This window comes from Acidisoma sp. PAMC 29798 (assembly GCF_030252425.1).
In the GTDB taxonomy this organism is placed as follows: Bacteria; Pseudomonadota; Alphaproteobacteria; order Acetobacterales; family Acetobacteraceae; genus Acidisoma; species Acidisoma cladoniae.
Genome location: NZ_CP126994.1, coordinates 1,578,881 through 1,602,681, shown reverse-complemented (window position 1 = coordinate 1,602,681; position 23,801 = coordinate 1,578,881). Strand labels below are relative to the sequence as shown.

Annotated in this window: 26 protein-coding genes; 8 read left to right on the top strand and 18 right to left on the bottom strand. The window is 65.0% G+C overall.

Translation table 11 applies throughout. From position 1 onward, the window contains the following. Positions 1-5 precede the first annotated feature (5 nt). Positions 6-602, bottom strand: a complete 597-nt coding sequence (gene petA, locus QP803_RS07655; RefSeq protein ID WP_284947188.1) for a ubiquinol-cytochrome c reductase iron-sulfur subunit — start codon at positions 600-602, stop codon at positions 6-8. Between the two features lie 235 nt (positions 603-837). Between petA and hemF the strand changes: the two genes are divergently transcribed. Beyond that, complete coding sequence (gene hemF / locus QP803_RS07650; RefSeq protein WP_284947187.1) at positions 838-1,734, top strand: oxygen-dependent coproporphyrinogen oxidase; 897 nt, start codon at positions 838-840, stop codon at positions 1,732-1,734. Positions 1,735-1,738: 4 nt separating this feature from the next. Here hemF and QP803_RS07645 read toward each other — a convergent pair whose 3' ends face one another. Next, complete coding sequence (locus tag QP803_RS07645; RefSeq protein WP_284947186.1) at positions 1,739-2,074, bottom strand: DUF1491 family protein; 336 nt, start codon at positions 2,072-2,074, stop codon at positions 1,739-1,741. Positions 2,075-2,225: 151 nt separating this feature from the next. Here QP803_RS07645 and QP803_RS07640 point away from each other — a divergent pair, with 151 nt between their 5' ends. Beyond that, complete coding sequence (locus tag QP803_RS07640) at positions 2,226-2,435, top strand: hypothetical protein (protein ID WP_284947185.1); 210 nt, start codon at positions 2,226-2,228, stop codon at positions 2,433-2,435. Here the strand turns inward: QP803_RS07640 and QP803_RS07635 are convergent, their stop codons facing one another. Both QP803_RS07635 and QP803_RS07630 read right to left on the bottom strand, forming a co-directional pair. Continuing rightward, positions 2,436-3,104, bottom strand: coding sequence for a DsbA family oxidoreductase (locus QP803_RS07635; RefSeq protein WP_284947184.1), 669 nt, complete (start codon positions 3,102-3,104; stop codon positions 2,436-2,438). A gap of 135 nt (positions 3,105-3,239) precedes the next feature. Then, entirely contained in the window at positions 3,240-4,169 is a 930-nt protein-coding gene (locus QP803_RS07630; protein WP_284947183.1) for a LysR family transcriptional regulator, read from the bottom strand. Positions 4,170-4,323: 154 nt separating this feature from the next. On the opposite strand from QP803_RS07630, the gene QP803_RS07625 reads away from it, so the two are divergent. Further along, a complete protein-coding gene (locus QP803_RS07625; RefSeq protein ID WP_284947182.1) occupies positions 4,324-4,995 on the top strand; it encodes a peroxiredoxin-like family protein in 672 nt (223 codons plus the stop codon). Between the two features lie 977 nt (positions 4,996-5,972). On the opposite strand, the gene QP803_RS07620 is transcribed toward QP803_RS07625, so the two are convergent. The 7 genes from QP803_RS07620 to rpmH are packed head-to-tail and all read right to left on the bottom strand — an operon-like array spanning position 5,973 to position 10,954. Next, positions 5,973-6,665: a hypothetical protein gene (locus tag QP803_RS07620; RefSeq protein ID WP_284947181.1), complete on the bottom strand. Its 693-nt coding sequence runs from the start codon at positions 6,663-6,665 to the stop codon at positions 5,973-5,975. 25 nt (positions 6,666-6,690) lie between these two features. Continuing rightward, on the bottom strand, positions 6,691-7,593 hold the full coding sequence (argB, locus tag QP803_RS07615) for an acetylglutamate kinase (protein ID WP_284947180.1): 903 nt from the start codon (positions 7,591-7,593) through the stop codon (positions 6,691-6,693). 40 nt (positions 7,594-7,633) lie between these two features. Further along, the gene (yihA, locus tag QP803_RS07610; protein WP_284947179.1) at positions 7,634-8,320 is read right to left on the bottom strand and encodes a ribosome biogenesis GTP-binding protein YihA/YsxC; all 687 of its coding nucleotides are present in this window, start codon (positions 8,318-8,320) and stop codon (positions 7,634-7,636) included. Between the two features lie 12 nt (positions 8,321-8,332). Next, a complete protein-coding gene (yidC, locus tag QP803_RS07605; protein ID WP_284947178.1) occupies positions 8,333-10,108 on the bottom strand; it encodes a membrane protein insertase YidC in 1,776 nt (591 codons plus the stop codon). Beyond that, complete coding sequence (gene yidD / locus QP803_RS07600; RefSeq protein ID WP_284947849.1) at positions 10,108-10,413, bottom strand: membrane protein insertion efficiency factor YidD; 306 nt, start codon at positions 10,411-10,413, stop codon at positions 10,108-10,110. Before yidD ends, yidC begins: the two co-directional genes overlap by 1 nt. A gap of 5 nt (positions 10,414-10,418) precedes the next feature. Continuing rightward, positions 10,419-10,781, bottom strand: coding sequence for a ribonuclease P protein component (gene rnpA / locus QP803_RS07595; RefSeq protein ID WP_284947848.1), 363 nt, complete (start codon positions 10,779-10,781; stop codon positions 10,419-10,421). A 38-nt stretch (positions 10,782-10,819) separates the two neighbouring features. Then, complete coding sequence (gene rpmH, locus QP803_RS07590) at positions 10,820-10,954, bottom strand: 50S ribosomal protein L34 (RefSeq protein ID WP_284947177.1); 135 nt, start codon at positions 10,952-10,954, stop codon at positions 10,820-10,822. A 195-nt stretch (positions 10,955-11,149) separates the two neighbouring features. On the opposite strand from rpmH, the gene QP803_RS07585 reads away from it, so the two are divergent. Both QP803_RS07585 and QP803_RS07580 read left to right on the top strand, forming a co-directional pair. Continuing rightward, positions 11,150-12,109 carry a patatin-like phospholipase family protein gene (locus tag QP803_RS07585; RefSeq protein ID WP_284947176.1) on the top strand — a complete coding sequence of 320 codons (960 nt, stop codon included), beginning with the start codon at positions 11,150-11,152 and terminating at the stop codon, positions 12,107-12,109. After that, complete coding sequence (locus QP803_RS07580; RefSeq protein ID WP_284947175.1) at positions 12,106-12,825, top strand: sensor histidine kinase; 720 nt, start codon at positions 12,106-12,108, stop codon at positions 12,823-12,825. Before QP803_RS07585 ends, QP803_RS07580 begins: the two co-directional genes overlap by 4 nt. Before the next feature lie 74 nt (positions 12,826-12,899). Here the strand turns inward: QP803_RS07580 and QP803_RS07575 are convergent, their stop codons facing one another. After that, on the bottom strand, positions 12,900-14,129 hold the full coding sequence (locus tag QP803_RS07575) for an MFS transporter (protein WP_284947174.1): 1,230 nt from the start codon (positions 14,127-14,129) through the stop codon (positions 12,900-12,902). A 200-nt stretch (positions 14,130-14,329) separates the two neighbouring features. Here QP803_RS07575 and QP803_RS07570 point away from each other — a divergent pair, with 200 nt between their 5' ends. Further along, entirely contained in the window at positions 14,330-15,874 is a 1,545-nt protein-coding gene (locus QP803_RS07570; protein WP_284947173.1) for an amino acid permease, read from the top strand. A gap of 158 nt (positions 15,875-16,032) precedes the next feature. Here the strand turns inward: QP803_RS07570 and QP803_RS07565 are convergent, their stop codons facing one another. From QP803_RS07565 to QP803_RS07540, 6 genes are read right to left on the bottom strand one after another with little or no spacing between them, the layout of a single operon-like run. Beyond that, positions 16,033-17,442, bottom strand: a complete 1,410-nt coding sequence (locus QP803_RS07565) for an FGGY family carbohydrate kinase (protein ID WP_284947847.1) — start codon at positions 17,440-17,442, stop codon at positions 16,033-16,035. Beyond that, positions 17,442-18,311, bottom strand: coding sequence for an NAD(P)/FAD-dependent oxidoreductase (locus QP803_RS07560; RefSeq protein ID WP_284947172.1), 870 nt, complete (start codon positions 18,309-18,311; stop codon positions 17,442-17,444). Before QP803_RS07560 ends, QP803_RS07565 begins: the two co-directional genes overlap by 1 nt. Then, on the bottom strand, positions 18,308-19,654 hold the full coding sequence (locus QP803_RS07555; protein ID WP_284947171.1) for an NAD(P)/FAD-dependent oxidoreductase: 1,347 nt from the start codon (positions 19,652-19,654) through the stop codon (positions 18,308-18,310). Before QP803_RS07555 ends, QP803_RS07560 begins: the two co-directional genes overlap by 4 nt. 8 nt (positions 19,655-19,662) lie before the next feature. Continuing rightward, entirely contained in the window at positions 19,663-20,127 is a 465-nt protein-coding gene (locus QP803_RS07550) for a cupin domain-containing protein (RefSeq protein WP_284947170.1), read from the bottom strand. 2 nt (positions 20,128-20,129) lie between these two features. Continuing rightward, entirely contained in the window at positions 20,130-20,795 is a 666-nt protein-coding gene (locus QP803_RS07545; protein WP_350356071.1) for an MBL fold metallo-hydrolase, read from the bottom strand. Between the two features lie 10 nt (positions 20,796-20,805). After that, positions 20,806-21,474, bottom strand: coding sequence for a DUF6134 family protein (locus tag QP803_RS07540; RefSeq protein WP_284947169.1), 669 nt, complete (start codon positions 21,472-21,474; stop codon positions 20,806-20,808). Between the two features lie 171 nt (positions 21,475-21,645). Between QP803_RS07540 and QP803_RS07535 the strand changes: the two genes are divergently transcribed. Continuing rightward, positions 21,646-22,179, top strand: a complete 534-nt coding sequence (locus tag QP803_RS07535) for a SixA phosphatase family protein (protein ID WP_284947168.1) — start codon at positions 21,646-21,648, stop codon at positions 22,177-22,179. Further along, positions 22,176-23,669: a CHAD domain-containing protein gene (locus QP803_RS07530; protein ID WP_284947167.1), complete on the top strand. Its 1,494-nt coding sequence runs from the start codon at positions 22,176-22,178 to the stop codon at positions 23,667-23,669. The genes QP803_RS07535 and QP803_RS07530 overlap by 4 nt, the downstream gene beginning before the upstream one ends. The last annotated feature ends 132 nt before the right edge of the window (positions 23,670-23,801 follow it).

The following is a 23,801-nucleotide window of genomic DNA, read 5'->3' as shown; positions in this document are numbered from 1 at the left end:
CCGTCTCAGCCGATGGTTATCGTGGTGGCGGACGAGAAATCATAGGGCGGGATGGCCAAATTCTTACGCGCCGGGCCGGAGCGCACGCGCCCCGACGTGTCATATTCGCTGCCATTCGTCGGGCAGGTCCAACCGCCCCACTTGCCGCGTGCGTCCGATGGGTTGTTGCCAACGGCCACGATGCCGTTCCGGTCGCAGACGCCGTAGAGCACGATGAACTCAGGATGGCCGGTCTTGACGCGGGCGAGGTCGCTCTCGGAATCGCGCAGCAGATCGATATCGACATTCGCCTCGGCGGTGATCTCGGCCGGTGTGCGATGGCGGATCAGGATCGGCTGGCCGCGCCATAGCACGGTAATGCCGCTGCCGGCTGGAATGCTGCCCAGATTGACGCTGACATCCGACGCCGTAACCACGGCGCGCGGCGGATCCATGACATCGAGGAAAGGCCAGACGGCCATGGCGAGGCCGGCCGCTGCCGTGCAGGCCAGCGCCATGATCAGGAAATCGCGCCGTGGCCCCTCATGCCCATGGGCGTCATGCCCATTTGCAGTTTGCCCGGCAACATGGGCCGTCGGAAGGGACTCAGCAGGTCCAGCCATTAACCACCTCGACACAGGACCGCCTCACGGCAGTCAACCGAACCTATTGCTTCAACCACTTGCCACCGGCACTTGCCAATCTGGCACTTGCCACACCGACGCGCCGCATCAACAACAGCGGCGCGCCCATGGCAAGTCATTGACCGTCATACTAGAAGCCGCCGCCGATCCCTGGCAACACGCCTCTACCCGCTCGCGGGGCTTGGTTCGCGGGGGCAAGACGAAGGATACCAAGATGCTCGACGCATTTAACGATGCTCCCGATCATGCCGCGATCCGCGAACGCGCACAGGCGTGGTTCCGCGAACTCCGCGACAAAATCTGCGACAGTTTCGAGACGATCGAAACAGAGGCGACCGGCGCGCTCGCGCATCTGCCGGCCGGGCGCTTCACCCGCAACAGCTGGGAGCGTCCGACGCAGGACGGCTCTCATGGCGGTGGCGGCGTCACCAGCGTGATGCGCGGCCGGGTGTTCGAGAAGGTCGGCGTCAATATCTCCACCGTCTCAGGCGAATTCAGTCCCGAATTCCGCGACAAGGTTCCCGGTGCGGCGGACGATCCGCGCTTCTGGGCCTCGGGCATCAGCATCGTCGCCCATCCGCAAAGCCCCTTGGTGCCCGCCGTTCATATGAATACGCGCATGCTCATCACGCGCCATGGTTGGTTCGCGGGCGGCGCCGACCTGACGCCGATGCGACTCGACGCGCCTGACGCGCTGGCAGACGGAGCGACCTTTCATGCCGCCCTTCAGGCCGCCTGCGACGCGCATGGGCCGGATTTCTACGAACGCTTCAAGGCCTGGTGCGACACGTATTTCTATCTCCCCCACCGCGACGAACCGCGCGGCCTGGGCGGAATTTTCTACGATCAGCACAATACCGGCGATGTGGAGGCGGATTTCGGCTTCACGCGCGATGTCGGCCTCGCCTTCCTGAACGCCTATCCCGCCATCGTCCGGCGCCGGATGCATCTGCCCTGGACGAGCGAAGACCGCGCGCATCAATTGATGCGCCGGGGCCGCTACGTAGAGTTCAACCTGCTCTACGATCGCGGCACGCTGTTCGGCCTCAAGACCGGCGGCAATGTCGAGGCGATCCTGATGAGCCTGCCGCCGGAAGTCACCTGGGCATAGGCGGCTAAAGAATCTTGCCCTCGAAGGGCGGCAAAAAGTCGTCCGCCTCGAATTCGAGAACCCAGAGGTCCGGGTCGATCTTGATCTGGCGCGCGACATAGGCATCCGCCTTGTCCTGCTCCACGGGGTCCGCGCCGGTCGAGCGCATCCAGGCGAGGTCGCCGCCGGTGGTGCGGGTCTGCGACAGCACGCAGACAGCCCCTGCCCGGTTCCGCAGTACGACGAGAATGCCGCCGGCATCGGCATCGCCCCGCCGCAGTACCATGCCGGGCCGCCCGTCCCGGTCCCCCAGGCGCAGCGCCATCTGCACCCAAAGCTGGGCCTTCACGCGTGGTTCCATCGTGGGCTAATCCTCGTCCTCTAGAGTCCGGCCCTCATGGCGGAATGCGCTTCGCTTTTCCGCCCTACGGACCATCGTAGGGTGGATGAGCGCAGCGTCGTCCACCAACAGGGCTGATCGCAATGATCCAAACACGTGCAGGGAGTACGGCATGACCCGAAAAATGACCGATTCGCAGAAGGCTTACGAGACGAAGCGCGCCGAAAAGGCGGGCATGACGCTCGATAAGTGGCTGCATTCGAAGGACCGGGAGAAGGTACAGGCCATCGCAGCGAAGAAACCGGCCGAACCTGCGAAGCCGCCCGGTTTGCTGCGCCGCCTTGTGGACCGCGCCCATAAGCCGCTCAAGGCGAAGGGGTAACTACCCGTCCGCCATGTCGAGCGCCGCGACGTTCAGAAGGCATTCGAGTACCTCAGGCTCCTGAGCGCCGGCGATGGCGTGGCGACGACCGACGATGAAACAGGGCGCGCCATTGATGCCGAGGCGGTGCGAGCGAAGATTATCCCCATGCACCTGCTCGATTGCGTCATCCGTCAGCAGATGGTTCCGCACCGCCACAGGCTCCAGCCCGCATTGGCGCCCAACCGAGACCAGAACGTCCAGGCTGCCGATATCGAGGCCATCCGTGAAATAGGCGGTGAAAAGGGCGTCCGCCACAACTTCAGCGCGGCCCAGCGCCGCCGCGAAGCGCACCAGCCGATGGGCATCGACGCTGCTCGGCGTGCGGCGGATGCGATCGAACCGGAATAGGATGCCCTCCCCGCGTCCGATATCGGTGATCGAAGTGAACAGCCTGCGCGCGCGATCCTCGGCGCCGAATTTCCGCACGACATAATCCGCGCGGGACATGCCGGCGCGCGGCATATCCGGATTGAGCAGAAAGGGGCGCCACTGGATGTTCATGCCAAGCTCGGGCCGCCGGCGCAGGGCGCGGACCAACCGGCGGGTGCCGATGAAACACCACGGACAAACAAGGTCGTAAATAATCTCGACGGACAAAGGTGCCCGAGAGAAGGCCAGCATGTTCATGGCCGCGATCTTTCCGCCAAAGTCTTTTTTTGGACCGCACAAGAGGATGTCTTGCGCCGATCGCTCTTCCCTTTACGCCTTCCGCCCCAGCCGTTGCTATCCCGAAGCGTCTCTCTGCTTCATGACCGCCACGGATCAGATACTCGCATAGTCTGAAACCGTGGGGTCGAGCCTAAACTCATTGACGAAGAAGTCGATCACCGCACGGACGCGCGGCGCCAGATGCCGACGGGAGGGATAGACCGCATGGATCGGCACCCGAGGTGGCTGCCAGTCGGTCAGGATCGCCTTCAATCGCCCGGCGGCGATATCGTCCGTAAACATCCAGATGGGCAGGCGGCTGATGCCGAGTCCGGCGCGCACGGCGTCACTGATGCCCTCGATGCTGTCAGACCGGAAGCGGCCATGAACCTCGACCGAAGTCGTGCCCTCCGCCCCGCCGAATTCCCACACGTTGGACAAGGCGCGCTGCGGCCCGAAACCGCCCGTATAGACGATGCACTCATGGCTCGCGAGGTCCGCCGGGGTCTGCGGCTCGCCATGCTTTTCGATATAATCGGTGCCGACGAGCACGGCGCGGCCGGTGGAGCCCAGCTGGCGCGCGACGAGGGAGGAATCGGCAATCGCCCCCGCGCGAATGGCGAGATCGAGGTTTTCCGCCACCAAATCCTGGGCCTGTTCCGAAATACTGGCCTCGATCTCCAACTGCGGATAGCGCTGCAACAGCCGTGGCAGACGCGGGATGATGTGCATACGCGCCATGGCGGTCGAGGAGGCAATCCGCACCGTGCCGGACGGCGAGGCACGGCGCTTGCCGAGAATTTCCTCCGTCTCCTCCACAGTTTCCAAGACCCGCCGCGCATGGGCGAGAAGATCCTGCCCATCCTGGGTGAAGGTCAGGCTGCGCGTGGTGCGCTGGATCAGGCGAACGTCAAAATGCGCCTCAAGCGCGGCAATCTGGCGGGAAATGGCCGGCTGCGTGGACCCGACCTCCCGCGCAACAGCGGAAAACGACCCTGTTTCCGCGACGCGGACGAAACAGCGGAAGGCAGCGAGGAGATCCATGGGTCATATCCTGCCGCATGAATGTTATCTCGGCCAGCGCCATTACAATTGGATCAGGTATGAACCATTTAGCGTTGCAGTGGTGGACAGTTCGATCTCAGCCCTGCAATAATTGCAGAGGGTCGACAGCCAATCAGGTATCGCAATGAAGTCGTTGAACGGTCAACTTCGTGCCTTCAAGAGTTCGATGCTGGAGCGCGCGGATAAGGCGATCCTCTGCGAATTGGCGGAAGGCGAGGCGCAGGCACGCGCCGAAGCGGCAAGTGCGGCGCATTTGACCGTGGGCGACCATGCGCCCGATTTCACGCTTAGCGATCCCGATGGCAAGAAACACCGGCTGAAGGATTATCTGGCGAAGGGTCCTGTCTTGGTCCTGTTCTATCGCGGTGGATGGAGCGCGCCTTGCACCTTGACGCTGCGTGCGTTCGAGGACATCGCGGGCGATTGCCACAGAGCCGGTGCCTCAATCCTCGCGATCTCGCCGCAGAAAGCGAGCCGAGCGGCGGTGGTGGCCGAGAGCAACCTCGTCAGCTTTCCGATTTTGATCGATGTCGGCAACAAGGTCGCAGCCGCCTTCGGCATCGTCGGTGAAATTCCGCCCGTTCTGCGTCGCATTTACACGCAGATGGGCAATAACGTGCCCGATGAGAACGATGCCGCCGATTGGCGCCTGCCCCGGTCCTCGGAATTTCTGATCTGCAATAGCGGCGTCATCCACCTCGCGCATGTTTCGCCGGTGTCTTATGAGCGCACGGAACCGCGCGAGGCCTTGGAGGCGATGAAGAGCCTCTCGGCGCGCATTCTGGCCGGCGCTGATGACCGATAACGCGCGGAGTGGTGCCCGGCGTCCTTGCCGGTGTGGCCGGGCGACGGTATGAACGGCGCGTGTGTTCGCGTAGCTCAGCAGGATAGAGCACAGGATTCCTATTGAATTGGGCGTCGCGTGCGGAAACGGCGCGGCGGAACCGCTCAAAGTCGGGGAAAGCTTCGGCCCTCTTGGGTCTTGCCGATCCCGAGCCAAGCCCGGCCGAAAGACCCGGGAAGGTGTAGAGACTGGATGGGTGGCGCCTAAGGGTTTTCAACCTAAGGCGAAGGGACAGTCCAGACCACGAACGGCGCCCCATGCGGCGTCGGCGGCGAAAGCCGAAGTGGTACGAATCCTGGGGCCGTGGGTTCGAATCCCGTCGCGAACACACTTCACGACGGGATTGTCTGCAACTCGGCAGACTGCGGGTTAGCCTAGCACTGCTTTCCGGACGATCTCCGCGACCCTTGTTTGCCAACCCGGCCCTATTCGCGCAGCGCCGCCGTCACTTCCCGATCGAGCCGCAGCGACACCAATTCTTTCGTTGGTTCCTTCTGCGGCCCACGTAAGCGCGCATGACATGAGGGACGTCTGTCAGGCGTTCGCCGTCGCGAAGTCGTGCTCCGTCCACGCGGACGCATCCGGATCGGCCGCTATGCCCGCTCGGATGGCGGCTTCCATCTCCGGTGAATTGCGTTGAAACCGACGCGTCATATCGGCCGATCTCCTTGTTGCTCGCCCTTCGCATGTTGATAATTCGCAGCGATCTGCGGTGAAGAGGCCGGTCTCTCGAGACGGTCTGTAACACTGCGCCGCCGACACAGCCATGCGTTCGCGTATGCAACGAAACCGTCCATCAGGACTATATGACGCCCCTGACTTTGAGAGTGTGTCATGAGCAACCGGACGAAACTGTTCTACCTGATCTCCGTCAGCGCCACCCTGGCCCTGGTCGCGTTCATCGCACTCCGCACCCAGGGGATCGTCTAGGATCGCCTCTAACAGGCGAGCTTCGGAATCGATCGCGTCAGGTTCGGGAAGGTCAGCTTCAACTCCCGCAGGGCCGCCGCATCATCCGCATATTTGGCGCGCGTCGCCATGTCCGCCGTCTTGATGAACTGCATCCGCTTCCGGTTCAGCCGATACAGCGTCACCGCATAGCGATGCGGAGCGACATGCGGCTCATTGCCCCAGATGAAGTTCCACACCGCCAGGCCGTAGCCGCGCCGCCCACCGAGGTCACCGACATAGATGCCGCCCTCGGCCAAGGTGTCGATGTCGCGGGGCGTCCAGAGGCTGAGCTTGCCGTGCTCCGACCCGAAGACGATTGCCTCATAGGCGCAATCCGATCCGCCCGTTGCGGCGGCGACAGCCAGAACCGCAACCGAACTCGGGTCCGGCCCCGGCAGCACGGCGTAATGCACGGTCGGGTTCATCGTCCCGTCTGCGTTCTGCTGGATGGCGAAGGTGTCGGACTGGGCGCTGCCCACCGTGGCGTTCAACAGCACCCTGCCCTGGGCATTGGTGAGAACGATCGCCGGCACCGCGCCCACCGCCTTGACGGTCTTGATCCCAACCACGCCAATGCCAGGAAAATTCGCCTCGGAATGCTCGGCACGCGCGCCCACCGGTCCAAGCGCGAACGCCGCGACCAAGGCGGCGATCGCAGGGAGACGTCGGATGCTGGTCATTCTGCGTTCGCCCATACTGCGTTGTTCAGCCAAGAATCATGGTGCCGACGCCACCTTCCGTGAAGAGCTCCAGCAAGCAAGCGTGTTCGACGCGACCATCCAGAATGGTCGCCCCCTTCACGCCGCCACGGACTGCCGCCACACAGTTTTCAACCTTGGGGATCATGCCGCCGGTGATCATGCCGCTCGCGATGCCGGCCTCGACCTGCTCCACCGTCAATTCCGGCAGCAGTTCCTTGTTCTCATCCAGCACGCCCGGCACATCCGTCAGCATCAGCAACCGATGGGCCGACAGGGCGGCGGCGATGGCGCTGGCCGCGGTATCGGCGTTGATATTGTAGGTCTCCCCGTCATCGCCGATGCCGACAGGCGCAATCACCGGAATGAGGCCCGCGCCCGTCAGGGCGTGGATGACGCGGATATCGACATGCGCAGGCTCGCCCACGAAGCCGAGGTCGAGCGCGCGCTCGATATGGCTGTCGGGATCGCGGGTCAGGCGCGTCAGCTTGCGGGCGCGAATCAGGCCACCGTCCTTGCCGCAGATCCCCACCGCGAGGGCGCCGGCCTGGGTGATGAGCGACGCCACATGCTTATTGACCGACCCGGCGAGCACCATTTCCACAACCTCGACCATGGCGGCATCCGTGACGCGCAGCCCGTCCACGAAGGTGGATTGGATCGCCAGCCGCTTGAGCATGGCGTTGATCTGCGGCCCGCCGCCATGGACCACGACGGGATTGATGCCGACCTGCTTCAGGGCGGCGATGTCGCGCCCAAAGCTGGCGGAGAGCTTTTCGTCGCCCATGGCATGGCCGCCGTATTTGACGACGATGGTGGCGCCGGCATAGCGGCGCAGATAGGGCAGCGCGCGTGAGACGGTGGAGGCTTGTTCGGCAGCGATCCGGTAGCGTTCGGCGGCATTGGTCATCGTCAGCGTCTCCCTCATCGTGGCCAGGCGGACGTCAAAGTCAGATCAGCGAGGCAAAGGCCGCCCGCGCTTCGGGGATGCCGTCTCCGCTCCGCGCACTGGTCACCAGCACCTCAGGGAAGCCGGCCGCGTGCTTGCGGGCCAAGGCGCCCAGCGCCTCCAGCTTGCGCTCCAGCGCCGGCGGTTTGATGCCATCGGCCTTGGTCACCACGATCTGAAAGGTGACGGCGGCTTTGTCCAGCAACTCCATCACGGCCGTGTCGGATTCCTTGACCTCGACCCGCGCATCCATCAGCAGGGCGACCCGGCGCAGATTTGGGCGGCCGCGCAAATACTCGAACATCAGGCCCTGCCAGTCTTCCTTCACCTTCTTCTCGGCCTGGGCATAGCCGTAGCCCGGCATATCGACGAGCGTCAGGCGCCCACCGAGGTCGAAGAAGTTGAGCTGCCGCGTTCGGCCCGGCGTGTTGGAGGCTCTGGCCAGCGCATTCTGGCCGGTCAGCGCATTGATCAGCGTCGACTTGCCGACATTCGACCGACCGGCGAAGGCGATTTCGATGCCGGCGGGCGGCGGCAGCTGATCCAGTCGCTGGGCCGCGAAAAAGAACCGGCAGGGCGCGGCAAATATGAGCCGCGCCGCTTCCAGCACTTCCGCCGTCGGCGGCTCGACGGCGAGGTTCAACCCCTCCGGCGCGTCACCGTGGTCATCATCGTCGCGTGCGGCCATAGACCCAGCGCCTCAGGCGCCCTTGCGGGCGGTGCGAAGCGCGCGGGACGGCCGGTCCAGCCGCGTGCGGCGCATGATGAACCACTGCTGCGCGACGGAAAGCAGGTTGTTCCAGCTCCAGTAGATCACCAGTCCGGCCGGGAAGCGCGCCAGCATGAAGGTGAAGATGATCGGCATGAGCTGGAACAGGCGGGCCTGTGTGGGGTCCGGCGGCGGCGGGTTCAGGCGCTGCTGCAGAACCATGGTGCAGCCCATGATCAGCGGCCAGATGCCCAGATGCAGGAAGGGCGCGACCGCCATCGGGTCCCAAGGGATCAGGCCGAAGAGCGTGAAGATATTCGTGGGGTCAGTCGCCGATAGATCATGGATCCAACCGAAGAACGGCGCGTGCCGCATTTCGATGGTCACGAAGATCACCTTATAGAGGCAGAAGAAGACCGGGATCTGGATCACCATCGGCAAGCAGCCTGATGCCGGATTGACCTTCTCGGCGCGATACAGCGCCATGATCTCGCCCTGCTGCTTGGACGGGTCATCCTTGAAGCGCTCCCGCACCTCCTGCATCTTCGGCGCCAGGAGCTTCATCTTGCTCATGGACTTGTAGGATTTGTTGGCGAGCGGGAAGAACAGCAGCTTCACCGCGACGGTGAAGACCATGATCGCCAGGCCGAAATTGCCCAGCACCTTGTTCAGGTAATCGAGCGCGAAGAAGATCGGCTTGGTCAGGAAGTAGAAGATGCCGAAATCGACCGACTTGTCGAAGCTCGGGATATGATACTCGGCCTCATAGCGATCCAGCAGGCTGACCACCTTGGCGCCGGCGAACAACCGGCTCGTGGTGGACACGGTGGCGCCGGGCGCTACGGTCTCGGGCGCCTTGGAGATGAAGTCAGTCTGATAGCCGTCTGTGCCGTTCACCATGAAGGCGCGCGCCGAGGCCGTGACATCCGTCTGCTGGTCCGGGATCAGCGCCGTCAGCCAATATTTGTCGGTGAAGCCCAGCCAGCCGCCATTGCTCGTCTCGGTGTAGCCGACGCCGTCATGATGGGCGCCGTCGCTCTTGATGCCCTTATAGCCAAGCTCATGCAGCGTGCCGCCGAAGACGCCGACCGGGCCTTCATGCAGCAAATAGTAGCCGCTCGTCTCGGGCTGGTAGTCGCGGCGAATGCGCGACCACGGATAGAGGGCAACCGGCTGCTTGGCCGCATTCGCGACCTTCTGATCGATCGCAAACATATAATGGTCGTCGATGGTGAGCAGGATCGAGAAGGTCAGCCCCTGCCCGTTCGGCCAGGTCAGCGTCAGCGGATGCGCGGGATCGAGAGTGGTGGCTGAGGCGGTCCACAGCGTGTTAGAATCCGGCAGCTTGACCGGTGTGCCGTCCAGCACCGCACCGGGCGCGGCCGTCCAGCCGAACTGGATGTAATAGGGCTTCGGCTGCGACGTCGGCTCCAGCAACCGTACCAGCGGCGACTTCGGGTCGATCGTCTCGTGATAATCGGTCAGCACCAGATCATCGAGCGAGGCGCCGCGCAGGTTGAGGCTGCCGGCAACGCGGGGCGCCTGGATGATGACCCGCGGGGACGGCGCCGAGGTCGCGGCCGTGGCGGGCGCGCCAGGGGCGCCCGTGCCCGAAGGCGCTGGGTTATCGGCAGACGGATTGGTGGTGGTGGCGATGGCCGCCGGCTCGGGTGGCGGTTGCGGGAGGTGCGGCCGCACCAGGAACTCGAAGCCGAGTAGGATCGCGAGAGAGACCGCAATCGCGATTATGAGGCGCTTCTGATCCATCAGCCGACAGGGTCCCAGGTTGATTGCCGGGGCGCGCCCGGCGTCGAGTCAGAATGAGGGTGGTCACAGTGGTCGTGGCGAGGCGGCACAGGATCGTCCCCGCCGGCATGCCAGGGATGGCAGCGCAGGATGCGGCGGCCCGCGAGATAGCCGCCGCGGACGGCGCCATGCTCGCGAACCGCGGCGATCGCATAGTCGCTGCAGCTTGGCGTGAACCGGCAGTTGGAGCCGAGAATGGGGCGGAAGACGAGTTGGTAGAAACGCACCAGTCCGATCAGCAAGGCGCGCAGCAGCGTCGCCAGCATGTCGTTCATGAACGGGTTGCCTGCGTCGAAACCGTGCGGCGCGCCTTGGCGACCGCATTGCGAACATCGGCCATCAGGTCGAGGAACGGCCGCGCCGCCGTACGGTCCCGGCCGATCACCACCATGTCGAAACCACGATAGCTCTCGATATCCATGGTGAGGCGCACAGCTTCTCGCAGCCGCCGCTTGGTCCGGTTACGGACCACGGCGTTGCCGACCTTTTTTGTGACCGTGAAACCGACGCGAAACGGCGCGTCATCCTCACGCGGCATGAACTGAAGCACCAGACCCGGCATCGGCGCCTTCGCCCCTTTGCTCGCAACCCGAAGAAACTCAGCCCGTCGCTTGAGGCGTGGCGGCTGGCTCATGAGAGTCGTCGCCACGGCGCCACCTTCAGCGTACGAAACTAGGCGGAAAGCTTCTTGCGGCCCTTGGCACGACGATTGGCGAGCACCTTTCGGCCGCCAACAGTTTCCATACGGGCGCGAAAGCCATGCCGCCGCTTGCGGACGATCTTCGAGGGTTGATAGGTGCGCTTCACAATTCTCTCCAGACTTCTTGGTCATGGTGGACTATTTTCCACCGGACCCGGTAACGACGATCGACAACAGCCGACGCGGCGCCCGCGAAGGCACCGTTGCGGCGGGGTATAAGGTTCGCCTCCCACAGGCGTCAATGCGCAAGCAGCCGTTGCCAGATGCGAGTTTTCGCTCATCTATCGCCCATGGACATCAAAATGCCATCAAGACCGACCGGTTCAGGGCCAGGAGACACGGGGGGAATCGCCCTCGCCCTCCAGGGTGGCTCGGCGCACGGCGCCTTTACCTGGGGCGCGCTCGACCGCTTGTTGGAGACCGGAAGCGTCTTCGACTCCGTCTGCGGCGTTTCGTCCGGCGCGATGCTTGGCACGGCCATGGTACAGGGCATGGTCGAAAACGGCGCGCCGGGTGCGCGTGCCGCGATGCGCCGTTTGTGGAAAAGCGTCGGCTCGGCGGGCGCCATGAGCCCGGTGCAGAATTCCCCCATCGAACGTTGGCTTTACGGCTGGGACCTCAGCAATAACATGGTCTGGGCGGGGTTGGAGACGACGATGCGGCTGTTCAGCCCGCACCAGCTCAACCCCCTCGGCCACAATCCGCTGCGCCCGCTGCTGGAGGAGATGTTGCAGCCTGACCTGCTATGCCATCCGTCCGCGACACGCCTCTATGTCGGTGTCACGGATGTGGAAACGGGCGGCGCCGTCATCTTCACAAATGAGACTATCACCGTGGATGTGCTGCTCGCCTCCACCTGCCTGCCGCTGATCTTTCCCGCCGTCGAAATCGACGGGCGCGCCTTTTGGGATGGCGGCTATAGCGGCAATCCGCCGCTCGCCCCCCTCCTCGCCCATCATCCGCGCGAGCTGATCCTCATTCGCGGCCAGCCCGCCCGCCGCCACGGCGTGCCCCGGACACCTGCCGAAATCATGAACCGCCTCAATGAAATCGCCTGCCATACGGTGCTGGAGACGGAGTTGCTGACCCTGCCGCCCGGCCTGCTGCTGCGCGCCCTCGATGCCGATCCGGCGCTGGGCGACCTGCCGATTTCAAGCAAGTTCAATACGGACGCGGACTTTCTGGCGGAACTCTTCGCTGGTGGGCAGATCGCCGCGGACGAGGCGATGGCGGTGCCGATGCGGGAAGGCTTCCTCGTATGAGCGACCCATCCGAAGAGCTGGTACGGCTTCGGGCGGAACTCGATGAGGACCGCTGGCGCCTGCGTCGCCTCGCCGAACTCGGCATGCTGCAGGCGAAGATCAATCACGACCTGCGCAATATGATGACCTCGGCGCTGATGATCGCCGACCGGCTGTCGATGTCCGAGGACGCCAAGGTCAGCCGGTCCGGCTCGCTCCTCGTCACGCTGTTCGAGCAAGCGAATGCCTTGGTCGAACGGACGGTGGATTTCACCGGTGAAAAGCCGCCGAACCTGACGCCGACGCGATTCGGCTTGGCGGAGCTGGTGGCCGAGATCGCCGAGGAGCTGTGCCGCCACCACACCACCTTCGCGGTGGAGAATACGGCGCCGGCGCATGTGATGCTGGAGGCCGACCGCGTTCATGTCGGCCGGGCGCTCGGCAATCTATTGCGGGTGTCGGCGAAGGCCCAGGCGAAGCGGGCGGTGGTTCATGTCGAGGATCATGGCGCCATGATCGCCATCGTGCTGACCGATGATGGCCGCCCGTTTCGGGATGTGGACGCGGCGGCGGCGTTTATGCCGTTTTCCGGCACCTTCCGTTACGGCAGCACGGGGCTCGGATTCGTCGTGGCCCGCGATCTGGTGCAGGCGCATGGCGGCAGCCTGAGCCTGCGCGACCGCCGCGAGGATGGCCGGACCTGCATGGTGGTGACGCTGCCGGCCTTCGGCGGATAGCGCTGCGCTCATCCGCCCTACGGGGCCGTGCCTCTCGCAGGGTGGAAAAGCGCAGCGCATTCCACCAAGAGCCGCTAGGCGACCCGTCGCGGCTCCGGCACCGCTTCGACGCCGAGCTTCACGTCCTTGTTCTCGATGCCAAAACCCACCAGCAGCGCGATCATCACCGCCACAACGCCCGCCACACCAGCGAGGGCGTAGCTGTAATTGTGGTGGAAGCGCGCGCCAATAGCTGTCTGTAGGGTCGCATTATACGACGCGAGGAAGTTGCCCATCTGGTAGACGACGCCCGGAAAGGTGCCCCGGATTTCGGACGGCGACAGCTCATTCAGATGGGCGGGAATGACGCCCCAGGCGCCCTGGACCATGAACTGCATGAGGAAGGCGCCGAGGCCGAGCAGCCATGGCGAGGACGAGAAGGCCCACAGCGGAATGATCGGCAAGGCCAGGACGGCGGCGATCACGATCGCCTTGCGCCGCCCGATGACTTGGGAGATGGCGCCGAACGACACGCCGCCGAGCATCGCCCCGATATTATAGGTAATGGCGATGATGGTAATGGTGTCGTGGCTGAAGCCGTGCTGCACCTTCAGGAAGGCCTTGGGATAGATATCCTGCGTGCCGTGGCTGAAGAAGTTGAAGGCCATCATCAGGATGACGGCATAGACCGTGAGGCCGATATTCTTGCGCAGCACCTCCATCACCGGGGTGCGCGGACGCTGCTGCCGCAGCGTCCAATCCGGGCTTTCGGGCACATTACGGCGGATATAGACCACGAGCAGCGCCGGGATGGCGCCGACCATGAACAACCCGCGCCAGCCGACATGCGGCCCGAGGATGCCATAGGCGAGCGTCGCGAGCAGATAGCCGCTCGGGTAGCCCGCCTGGAGCAAGCCCGAGACCCAGCCGCGCCAACGAGCGGGAATGGTCTCCATCGTCAAGGACGATCCGACGCCCCATTCACCGCCCATGGCGAGGCCGAACAGCGCCCGCAGGACCATGAAGGCGAGCAATGTCGGTGCAAGGCCGGACAGCAATTCCAGAGCCGAAAAGCACAGGATATTCGCCATCATGACCGGGCGTCGGCCGTAACGATCGGCGAGCCGGCCGAAGAAGTAGGCCCCAAAGGCGCGCATCAGAAGTGTCAATGTGATGGCGAAGCTCGCCGTGGTCAGTCCGACGCCGAAGGTCTTGGCGACGTCGTCGAAGACGAAAATCATGATGAAGAAGTCGAAGGCATCCAGCGTCCAGCCGAGATAGGCGGCCACCACGACATTCCTGGCGTTCCGTATGTCTTCGGACATGTCGCTCCCCGTGTTTTTTGACGCTACCGGCCCGGAGAATCCTATAGCTCCAAGGACCTAGCCGATCGTGTCATCTCGGGGCTGGCTTGCCAAGCGGCGATCAAAGCCACCGCATCCAAGCCTCTCAGCGCCGTAACACGGATAGTTGAACAAAATGGTAATCTAACGGTAACCTTGCTGGGCAGCTTGAAAGGAACGTCATGTCTCCGCCCCCGCCTGTGTCTGACAACACGCCGATCGATACCGACATCCAGCATCTTCATAAGATGGGCTATGCGCAGGAGCTTTCCCGCCGCATGCCGCTCTTTTCGAACTTCGCAATCTCCTTCTCGATCATTTGCATTCTTGCGGGCGGCATCACGTCGTTTCAGCTCGGCTTCAGCTCGGCCGGCGGCTTCGGAATCGGCGTCGGCTGGCTGATTGGTTCGGTCTTCGCGCTGATCGTGGCCTGTTCCATGGCGCAGATCGCCTCGGCCTATCCCACCGCCGGGGGGCTCTATCACTGGTCCTCGATTCTCGGTGGACGCGGCTGGGGCTGGGCGACTGCTTGGATCAACCTTCTCGGCCTCATCTTCGTCGTGGCCTCGGTGAATGTCGGCGTCTATCTCCTGTTCACCCAGTTGGTTCTGACCAATATCTTCCACATGGATGTCTCCAAATGGGGGCTGTGGCAGCAGGCCATCGGCGTCGTCATCATCACCGGCAGCCAGGGCCTGTTCAATCATTTCGGCATTCGCCTGACGACGAAACTGACCGACTTTTCCGGCTATCTCATCCTAGTGACGGCGCTCGTGCTGACGGTCGCCATGCTGTATGCCGCGCCGAAACTCGACTTCAGCCGCCTGTTCACATTCGTGAACAATACCGGTGACGCCGGCGGCGGGGTCTTTCCGCACTATGGCAGTTCGCTGATGGCCATCGCCCTTGGCCTCATCCTACCGCTTTATACCATCACCGGCTTCGACGCCTCGGCCCATACCTCTGAGGAAACGGTCAATGCCCAGCGCACCGTGCCCAAGGGCATGATCCACGCCGTGGTTTGGTCGGCGGTGTTCGGCTACATTATGATCTGCGCCTTCGTGCTCGCGATGCCCGATGTCACCAAAGCGGCCAAGGACGGCGGCAACGTCTTCTTCAACTTGCTCGGCGGCCTTGGCATCCCGACCTGGCTAAAATTCCTGATCTATATCGCCATCGTTCTGGCGAACTACCTGTGCGCTCTGGCGGGCGTCACCTCCACATCGCGCATGCTGTTCGCCTTCGCGCGAGACGGCGGTCTGCCCTGGTCGTCGGGCCTCAAGAAGGTTCACCACGTCTATCGCACGCCGACCTATGCGATCTGGACCGTGGTTGTGCTGGCGATTCTGGCGACGCTCTATTCGCCGGCCTTCAGCGCCCTGGCCGCCGGCTGCGCCGTGTTCCTGTATATCTCCTACGCCATGCCGGTTGCCGCCGGTTTCTTTGCCGAGGGCAAGACCTGGACGGAGTTCGGGCCCTTCCGTCTCGGTGCGCTATCCAAGCCCTTCGCCATCATTACGGTGCTCGGCTCGATCATCCTGTTGTTCATCGGCACGCGGCCGCCGAACGACATCTTGGACAATTACGCGATCGGTTGCGTCGTGCTGCTGATCCTCGGCTGGTTCCTTCTGGAGCGTCGTCGCTTCAAGGGTCCGCCGATCGGTGAGGCCGCCGTGCGGCAGCGCCAGGCGGAGATTGCCGCCGCCGAAATCGCGATCGAGCGTTAAGGGGGCGGCCTCAACCTCTCGACACGCACCCGTCATGCTCGGCGAAGGCCGAGTATCCACGCCTTCCTTGCGGGCCGAAGGCAAGGCGTGGATGGCCTGCCTTCGCATGCCATGACGAGAGACTTAGACGACGATATCCAGAAGACCACCGTCCGCCTTCAGCCCCAACCCCGCGCCCGGCGGACCGCATCGGTGAAGCGGTCACGGTGGGTCGCGGCCAAGGGCGCCTCCGGCTCATACTGCGCGCCGACCACGGATTGGAGGGCGGGTGCCGCAAGCCCCGCCCCTTCCATCGCCATCAGCGCCGCGCCGAGCGCCGCCGCCTCCCCGTCAAACACCGTCACCGCGCGACCCAGCACCCGCGCCAGGAACCGGCAGAAATAGCGGTTGCGGGACAGGCCGCCGTCGATCGAAATCACGTCCGGCAAGGCGATCAGCGTTCCCATCGCCTCCAGCACCTCGGCCGCGCGGAGCGCCACGCCTTCCAGCACGGCCCGTGCCATGTCCTGCCGCGTCGTGCCCAGCCCCAGGCCGATGAAGAGGCCCGTGGCACCACGGTCCCAATGCGGGCAGCCGAGACCGGTGAGTGCCGGCACGAAGACCAGGCCACGCTCCAGCGCCGTCGGTCCCGCGAAATCGTCGATCTCGGCATGATCCGCGAACAAGCCGACGCTCCGCGCCCAATCCAGCGCCGAGGCCGCGTGATAGAGCCCGCCATCAAGCGCGTAGGTGGTGACGGCACCGCGCCGCCAGGCGACGGTGGTGAGAAGCCCGCTGACCGCGTCATGCACCGGCGCTTCCCCGGTCACAGCGAGGGCGAAGCCGCCGGTGCCAAAGGTGAATTTCAGAGCGCCGGCCCCCCGACACCCATGGCCGAACAAGGCCGCTTGCTGATCGACCAGACTGGCGGTGACTGGCACGCCCGTCGCGAGACCGAAGGCACCGTCGCTCGACAGGATGCGCGGCAGCGTTTCCGGCGGCACCCCATAGAGTCCGCACAGCGTTTCGTCCCAGGTCTCGTCCGTGAGGTTCAACAGCCCGGTGCGCGACGCCGTCGAAAGATCGGTGGCGAACGACCCCGTCAGGCGAAACAGAAAGAACGCATCGCTCGTGCCCAGCCGCAGGCGGCCCTGCGCCAGCAGCACCCGCGCCTCAGGCACAGTCTCCATGATCCAGCCGAGCTTGCCGGCGGAGAAATAGCTGTCGAGCGGAAGTCCCGCACGGGCCAGCGACACCGCCTCAGCGCCCTCGGCGCGCAGGCGCTGGATGGTCGGCTCGGCGCGCGCATCCATCCAGACGATGGCGGGGTGGATCGGCCGCCCGGTTTGGGCATCAAAGGCCACCACCGTCTCGCCCTGGTTGGCGAGGCCGATGGCGGCAACCTCGCCCGCCGCCTCGATCGCGCCCGAAATATGGGCGAGCAGTTCCTCGGCATCATGCTCCACCCAGCCGGCGGCGGGGTGGCTCTGCGCATGGCGCGCCGTGAAGACAACCTGATGCGTGCCATCTGGAAAGAGCAGCACGCCCTTAGTGCCCGTGGTGCCCTGGTCGATACCGAGGGCCGGCATCACGCCAGATAGCGCCGGAGCGTGGTGGCGACGGCCTGGCCCTCGCGGAAGCAGCGACCGGCCGTCTTCACCGGGTTCACAACGTTGCCGGCGGCGAAGAATCCGGACGGCATCGAACGCCCCGCGAGCAACGAGGTTTCCGGTACAAAAGCGCCGCTGAACACGACCCCGTCGCAGGCGATGCGCTTCGACTGACCGTTCGTATCGCGCAGCAGCACGCCCGTGACCTGCGGACCACCCTCGATCGACTCGACATGGAAGCCACGCAGGACCGGAACCCCAAAGATATGCGCCGCGACCAGATCGGCCGGCCGTCGCCCTGCAATTTCCCCCACCAGGGCGGCGATCTCGATGCCGGCGTGGCGGCAAGTGAGGATGGTCGAGAATGCCACCAACTCCGTGCCGATCACCACGACGCGCCGCGCCGGGCGGCGGTTCTGGAGATAGACGCATTGTTGGAGGGTGCCGGTGGTCATCACCCCGGCGGCGCGGATGCCGCCGATCAGCCGGGCACTGCGCGGCGTTTCCCGGGCGCCCATGGCGAGCAGCACCGCACGCGGCGCGAGGGTGTAACCGCCATCGGGACCGACCACCCTCAACCCGCCATCGGCGTCGATGCCGCGCGCCGTATGGCCGGTGCGTAGGTCGACTTCAGCCAATTCGGCCCGCAGGCGTGCCGCGAAAGCCGGGCCGGTCATCAGCCGGCCGTATTCCCGCAGCCCGTAGCCGGTATGGCCGCAATGGCGCGACGCGCCGCCAGCTTCGGGCTCGCGCTCCAGCACCACGATATCGCGCAGGCCCGCGCGCCGCAGGGACCGCACGGCGCCGGCCGCCGTCGGGCCGCCGCCGATGATGACGACAGCCGTCATGCCGGGAAGAACGCAGGCGCCACGACGGCGACATTGGCGGCGCAATAGAAGCCCTGACAGCGCCCCATCATGACGCGGGTGCGTCGCTTCAAGCCGCCGAGATCGGTGGCCGGCAAAGGCCCGGTGAGTGCCGCCAGAACCTCGGCGCGGGTCACGCCCTCGCAATGGCACAGGATCGGGCCGGGCGCCGCGCCGTCGATCCCGCGCGGCAAGCTTTCGGTGAGGTTCGGCACGAAGACCGGACGCGGCGCGGCCACAGGCGTGAGGGCGCCGAAATGCGCCGCATACAGATCACGCACCATCTCCGCGATGCCGAGCGCGGCGGTGAGACCGGTCGAGCGGATGCCGCATGCCGTGATCCAGCATCGCTCCGGCAGCGCTTCGAGCACATAATCGGTCCGGTCCGTCGCCGGGCGCAGACCGGCATAGGTCGCGGTCACGCTGATATCGCGCAGACCGGGCAGCCGCGTCTCGGCCACGTCCTTCAACATGTGCAACTGGTCTTCGGTTGTCACGGCGAAGTCGCGCTGCGCGACCTCCTCCGCCGTCGGGCCGACCAGCAGATTGCCGTAGACGGTCTGGCACAACACGATGCCCTTGGTGCGCTCGGTCGGCACCGGCAGCAGAATCGATCGCGCCAGCGCGGCGGCTGGCTTGTCATAGACCAGGAACTGTCCCCGGCGCGGTCGAATGGCGAAAGGCGCGGGCCGCGCCAGCGCCTCCACATGATCGCCGAACAGCCCGGCGGCATTCACCACGACACGCGCCTCCAGCGGGCCACGCGCGGTCTGCAATCGCCACGACGCGCCATCGAAATTGGCCGCCGTCACCTCCGCCTGCCGCCACACCTCTGCGCCGTGTTCCATGGCTTGCAGCAAATAGGCCAGCGGCGCGGACCAGGGATCGATCAGGAACTCGCCAGGGATATGCACGGCACCCACCGCGCCCGGCCCGAGCGCGGGCTCACGCCGCGCCAGCTCGCCCGCATCGATGAGGCTGGCATCTGCCGCACCATTGGTATGAGCTTTGGCGAGAATACCGTCGAGCTTGGCGGCCTCCTCCGCCGTCCAGGCGATGACATGCGCGCCAGTGCGCAGCAGCGGAAGGTTGAGGCTCTCGTGGATGGCGAGATAGGCGCGGTAGCCGGCCTGCATGGCCTGCACCTCGATACTGCCGGGGGGCGCATCGAAGCCGGTATGTAGGATCGCGGAATTGGCTTTGCTGGCGCCCGACAGAATATCCGCGCCACGCTCGATCAGGACCACGGACAGGCCCGCAAGCGCGAGTGCGCGGGCGATGGCGCAGCCCACGACACCGGCGCCGATGATCGCGACGTCAGCCATCGGCGTCCTCAAGCAGGACGGTGAATGGGGTCGATCCAGGCAACGGCTTCAGGCGCCTCGACCATGGCGATGTCGAGATTGACCACCACCGCCTCGCTGCCGCTGCGCATCAGCACGCATTCCAGCGGCTCGCTGTCACCGGCATTGATCTCCTGATGCGGCACATAAGGCGGAATGAAGATGAAATCGCCCGGCCCGGCCTCGGCCATGAACTCCAGCCGCTCCCCCCAGCGCATACGCGCCTGGCCGCGCAGCACGTAGATCACGCTCTCGACCTCGCCGTGATGATGCGCGCCGGTCTTGGCATGGGGCGCGATCTTGACCGTGCCGGCCCAAATCTTCTGCGCGCCGACGCGGGCATGGTTAATGGCGGCTGCCCGCTCCATCCCCGCTGTCTGCGCCGTATTGGGATCGAGCTTATCACTATGGATGACCTGCACGCCGTCATGCTTCCAGCGCGGCGTATCGTCCATAGTCACGCCCCTTTGCCCACGAAGGGATTGTTGCGCCGCTCCTCCCCGATCGTCGAGCGCGCGCCATGGCCGCAAAGGAACACGAAGGAATCATCCAGCGTCATCAGCTTGTCGCGGATCGACGTAAGCAGGTCCGACGAACTGCAATAGGGGAAATCCGTGCGCCCGACGGATCCTCGGAACAACACATCCCCGAAGATGCCGAAGCCCATGGTGCGGTCCACGAAAACGATATGGCCGGGCGTATGCCCGGGGCAATGCAGCACCTCGAAGGTATGCCCGGCGATGACGATGTGGTCGCCTTCCACCAGCCAACGATCGGGCTCGAAGGCGCGGGCATCCATGATGCCATAGCCCTTGCCCGTCTCGGCCAGACCCTGGAGCAGGAAACGGTCCCGGATATCGGGGCCCCAGATCGGCACAGGCTCCACGGCGCGGGCGGATAGTTCATCGCGCAGCCGCGCGGCACCGCCAGCGTGATCGATATGGCCATGGGTCAGCAGAATATGGTCGATCTTGATGCCGAGCCCGTCGATGATCTCGAGCAGACGATCGACATCGCCGCCCGGATCGACAATCGCGCCGTGCTTGGCGAATTCGCTCCAGATGATGGCGCAGTTTTGCCGGAAGGGCGTGACCTGCTCGATAGCGAGCTTCAGGTGATCCAACGCTTCATCCTCACAACCTTTGATAGGTGACCACCGAACCGTCATCGGCTTTAAAAGACAAGCCCTGCCACACCCAATCATCGCTGAAATACGTGTCGAAATGCAGATCGCCCGAGGCGTTGTAATGCCGCGCCTTCACGGTGCTGCCGTTGGCGAGTGGCCAATCGGCATAGCCCAGGGATGTCACCGTCGGGTGCATCAGCTTCCCGTCCTCGGTATTGATCATGGGCCCGTCCAGCATGGCGTGGTTCCACTGCGATGTCGGCAGCGCATTGGCCGGAGCGAGATAAGCATCGGGTCGCTTGGTGCCGCGTGCCATGAAGCCTGCGGCGGTGCGCCAGCCTTGGGCATAGAAATCGTTGCCGTTCTTTTTCGTGGTCGCCGCGAAACTCATGATCTGGCCGTTCTGCCAAGTCTCCGTCTCGTTATGGGTTAAGGCATAGACCGTCACCATGGCGATCCTGACCTTGATTTGGGCCGCGATGCGGATGGTCAGGGTATTGCCCGATGTCTCGAAAGCGATCGTTTGATGGCCGATGACATCGCCCTCCCGCGTCAAACGGAAGACCAGCTGGCCGCCTGGCGGCACGCCCTGCGCCAAGGCGCGCCAAGGCGTCATCAACAAAGCGGCGCCACCGGCTGCGGCGAGCACGGACCGCCGTGCGAGCGGCGCCGTCATGCGGCAGCTCCACGCGGCATCAGGCCGTCGTCTTGGCCGATCATCATTCGCATATCTCCTTAACCACGAAATCGAGCATGACCTACCTCAGATTAGTCCTGAGCCGGAAATTCGGATGCACTGGTCGCCTCCGGGCGGCGACATGGGCCTTATTTCGTGTAAAAACAGCCCATGCGTCAGCTTCTCCTGCTCCGGCACGCCAAATCCAATTGGGCGGATGCTGCCCTTACGGATCACGACCGCCCTCTGGACGCGGAGGGTCATGCGGGCGCCGCCACCATGCACCGCGCGTTCCACAGCCTTGGATTGGCACCGGATCTGGTGCTCGTCTCCTCCTCCCGCCGCACGCGGGAAACGCTGGAGCGGCTGGAGCCTCTGCCCGCACCGGCGCGCGTCATCCGCTCGCCTGATCTTTACCTCGCGACGCCCCGGCAGATCCTCGACCAGGTCGCGGCCCTGCCGGCCGACACCCAGTCCGTGCTCGTCATCGCCCATAATCCAGGTCTGCACGATCTGGCGATGATGCTGGCGGGTGCGCATCAGATGGCCCAGGGCGTGGGCGGCGCCGGCCGCCTGGCCCGCGGCTTCCCGACAGCCGCTTTGGCCGAGTTCTCCGTCGCGGGCGGATGGCACGATCTACCGGAAGGCGCGCGGATGGTGCGCTTCCTGACACCTTCGGACATCGGACAGGCCGCCACGAAATGATCACGCTCGAACTCTCGGGCGGACCCTCGGTCGCCCTCGCCCTGGGGAAACACCCGGCTCTCGGCCGGCCGAAGGGCAGCCGGGCGCGCTATCGCAGTGTCCAGAAGATGTGGCACGACACCCCCGATCGCGCCTTGGCGTTGCAGGACCTGGCCCTCGCGGAAGCCGGGCCGCTCTGGGTGATGGAAAGCCTGGGCCTGGGCTGGCCGCGCCGGCCTGGCACACCCGCCACCGCAATCGCCTCCTCCGCCCACCCCGCCGAGTTGGAAAGCCAGCTTGGGGAGATCCTGCCGGGTCCTCTACGGCCGATCGCGAGCCTCACCGGGCGGCTGCAGCGGCTGAAAGTTATCCACGAAGATGCCGTGCTGGATCTGCGCATCACCACGGGCACCCTGACCGCGATCGATGCCGATGGCGACGGCGCCGAAACCCGCCCCTTTGCGCGCGCTGAGATCACAGGCCCGCTGGACGCTGCGCTGTCCCTCGCACGCGCTTTGGCGGCCGACGTGGCCGTCACGCCGAGCCTGATCAGCCTGCCTTATGAAGCGCAAATGCTGGGGCAGGTGAAGCTGAAGGCCCGTGCGGCGCCCGAGTTGGCGCCAGAGATGCCGACCGAGGCAGCGCTCGGTGTTCTCCTGTTCGGCGTCATCACCACCTTCCTGATGCGGCTGAGCCAGATCGCGCCAGGCAACGGTGCCGAGCCCGTGCATCAGGCGCGGGTGGCGCTGCGGCGCCTGCGCGCCCTGATGCTAGCCTTCCGGCCGATCCTGCGCGACGCGGAAGACGCCCTCAAGCCGCCACTCGCCGCGCTCAAGGCGGTGCTCGGCCCAGCGCGCGACTGGGATGTCTTCCTGTCGGAAACGGTGGAGCCCCTCGCCGGCACGTTGGAGGAGGCCGATACGGTGACCGACTGGCTGCGGCGCGCAGCGACGGCGCGGCGCGATGCCGCCTATGTCGCCCTCGTGCGCTTTCTGGACGGCGCCGCCTATCGCGATCTCGCCTGGCGGCTGGCGGGCCTCGCCCTCGGTGAGGGCTGGCGCCATGCCGATCCGACGCTCAGCGAAGACGAAGCCGGCACGACCATCGGGCCTTTCGCGGTCAAATGCATCGAAAGCCGCTGGAAGAAGACCGCGCGTCCGGCGCGCGATCTGGCAGCGCTGCCTGCGAGCGAGATTCACGACCTCCGGATCAGGTGTAAAAAGCTGCGCTATCAGGCTGAAGTGTTTGTCGATGTGCTGCCAAGCAAAAGCGGCAGACGGCTGATCAAGCGTCTGGCCGAGGCGCAGGAAACCATGGGCCTGTTGAACGACGGCACGGTGGCGACCGATCTCGTTCGCAGTCTTCGCCCTTCGGCGGCGGAGGCGGCCGAGCAATCACTGGCGGCGGAGGCCATCGGCCTCATTCGCGGTCACGGCGTCGGCCATGCCCGCGACAGCCGGGAGGCGGTGATTGCCTCCTGGCGCAAGCTGGTGAAGCAAGGGCCTTATTGACACCCCTTCGCCCCACGGCAGGCGTGCGCCTGTGCTGCACCCGCGAACGTTGCCAGCATCCCAGGGCGGCCCTATGTGACAGGCTTCTGTGATCAGGTCCTTTGGTGGCTCATCCAGGCCCCTCGGGCGTCG